The 2,427-nt window shown below is 60.9% G+C and carries 2 protein-coding genes; both read left to right on the forward strand.

Going from position 1 to position 2,427, the window contains the following annotated elements:
• The first annotated feature begins 178 nt into the window (after positions 1-178).
• On the forward strand, positions 179-1,570 hold the full coding sequence (locus tag HU811_RS26620) for a GntP family permease (RefSeq protein ID WP_092396093.1): 1,392 nt from the start codon (positions 179-181) through the stop codon (positions 1,568-1,570).
• A 7-nt stretch (positions 1,571-1,577) separates the two neighbouring features.
• Entirely contained in the window at positions 1,578-2,354 is a 777-nt protein-coding gene (gene hbdH / locus HU811_RS26625) for a 3-hydroxybutyrate dehydrogenase (RefSeq protein ID WP_186659059.1), read from the forward strand.
• Positions 2,355-2,427 lie beyond the last annotated feature (73 nt).

The following is a 2,427-nucleotide window of genomic DNA, read 5'->3' on the forward strand; positions in this document are numbered from 1 at the left end:
GTAGGAGCTGCCGAAGGCTGCGATCTTTTTAGTGTCTCAACTAAGAGAAAATTTTCATTATCTTTTTAAAAAAATATAAATAATTTCTTATATTTCAATAGCTTACACATCTGGCACAAAACTCGCTAAAGCCTCTCCCACCGTTTCACCACAAAAATAACAATCCAGGAGACACACCATGAGTGTGATCATTGCCTTGGCAGCCCTCACGCTGCTGATGGTCGCCGCCTACCGTGGCTACAGCGTTATCCTTTTTGCCCCCATCGCCGCCCTCGGCGCCGTCCTGCTCACTGATCCTTCCGCCGTCGCGCCTGCCTTCACCGGGGTGTTCATGGAGAAGATGGTCGGCTTCATCAAACTGTATTTCCCGGTGTTCCTGCTCGGCGCGGTGTTCGGCAAGCTGATCGAGCTGTCGGGCTTCTCCCGCTCTATCGTCGCGGCAGCGATTCGCCTATTGGGCACGCGCCAGGCCATGTTGGTGATCGTGCTGGTCTGCGCTTTGCTGACCTATGGCGGCGTGTCGCTGTTCGTCGTGGTGTTCGCGGTGTATCCGTTCGCCGCCGAGATGTTCCGCCAGAGCAATATTCCCAAGCGGCTGATCCCGGCCACCATTGCCCTTGGCGCGTTCTCGTTCACCATGGACGCCCTGCCCGGTACGCCGCAGATCCAGAACATCATCCCCAGCACCTTCTTCAATACCACCGCCTGGGCCGCGCCATGGCTGGGTGTGATCGGCACGATCTTCGTGTTCAGCTTCGGCATGCTGTTCCTGCAACGCCAGCGCAACAAGGCCCAGCGCGTCGGAGAAGGCTACGGCACCGAGCTGCGCAACGAGCCGGAGACCGCCGAAGACATCAAGCTGCCCAATCCCTGGCTCGCCATTTCACCGCTCTTGGCGGTCGGGATCATGAACCTGCTGTTCACCCAGTGGATTCCCCAGTGGTACGGCAAGACCCACAGCCTGGCATTGCCGGGCATGACTGCACCGGTGACCAGCGACATCGCCAAGCTCACCGCGATCTGGGCCGTGCAGGCCGCGCTGCTGGTGGGCATTGTGCTGGTGCTGCTGTTCGCCTTCAGCACCATTCGCAGCAAGCTGGCCGAAGGCAGCAAGAGCGCGGTGGGCGGTGCGCTGCTGGCGGCAATGAACACCGCCTCGGAATATGGTTTCGGTGCGGTCATCGCGTCCTTGCCGGGTTTTCTGGTGCTGGCCGACTGGCTCAAGAACATCCCCAATCCTCTGGTCAATGAAGCTGTGACCGTGACCCTGCTGGCGGGCATCACCGGCTCTGCTTCGGGCGGCATGAGCATCGCCCTGGCGGCGATGTCCGAAACGTTCATCAGCGCCGCCAATGCTGCCAACATTCCCTTGGAAGTGCTGCACCGGGTCGCGTCCATGGCCAGCGGTGGCATGGACACCCTGCCCCACAACGGCGCGGTGATCACCCTGCTGGCGGTGACCGGCCTGACCCACCGTGAAGCCTACAAAGACATTTTCTGTATTACGCTGATCAAGACCCTCGCGGTTTTCGTGGTGATCGGTGTGTTCTACGCCACTGGCATTGTGTGAGGTTCGTATGACAACAACTTTATCCGGCAAGACCGCCCTGGTCACCGGCTCCACCAGCGGCATTGGCCTGGGCATCGCCCTGAGCCTGGCCAAGGCCGGCGCCAACCTGATCCTCAACGGCTTCGGCGATGCCTCGGCGGTGATCGCCGAGGTGAAACAGTTTGGCGGCAAGGTCGGCCATCATCCCGCCGATGTCAGTGACCCGGCGCAGATCGCCGACATGCTCGCCTACGCCGAGCGCGAGTTCGGCGGCGTGGACATCCTGGTGAACAATGCGGGGATCCAACACGTGGCCGCCGTGGAAGATTTTCCGGTGGAGCGCTGGGACTCGATCATCGCCATCAACCTGTCCTCGGTGTTCCATGCCACGCGCTTGAGCCTGCCGGGCATGCGCACCAAGGGCTGGGGGCGGATCATCAACGTCGCCTCGGTGCACGGCCAGGTCGGCTCGGTGGGCAAGGCGGCCTATGTCGCGGCCAAACACGGGGTGATCGGCCTGACCAAAGTGGTCGGCCTGGAAACCGCCACCAGCAACGTGACGTGCAACGCCATCTGCCCTGGCTGGGTGCTGACACCGCTGGTGCAGAAACAGATCGACGACCGCATTGCCACGGGCGTCGATCCGCAACAGGCGCAGCATGACCTGCTGGCCGAGAAGCAACCTTCCCTGGAGTTCGTCACCCCGCCGCAACTGGGGGAACTGGTGCTGTTCCTGTGCAGCGAAGCCGGTAGCCAGGTACGCGGCGCGGCGTGGAATATTGATGGTGGGTGGTTGGCTCAGTAAATTTTTTGCGATCCCTTGTTGTGGCGAGGGGATTTATCCCCGACTTGTGGGAGCAAGGCTTGCCCGCGATGAA

The organism is Pseudomonas tehranensis, from assembly GCF_014268615.1.
GTDB lineage: Bacteria > Pseudomonadota > Gammaproteobacteria > Pseudomonadales > Pseudomonadaceae > Aquipseudomonas > Aquipseudomonas tehranensis.

What these genes read in the sequence shown, in the direction of transcription:
- HU811_RS26620 (WP_092396093.1), top strand. Translation starts at nt 179, where the DNA reads ATGAGTGTGATCATTGCCTTGGCAGCCCTCACGCTGCTGATGGTCGCC.
- hbdH (WP_186659059.1), top strand. Translation starts at nt 1,578, where the DNA reads ATGACAACAACTTTATCCGGCAAGACCGCCCTGGTCACCGGCTCCACC.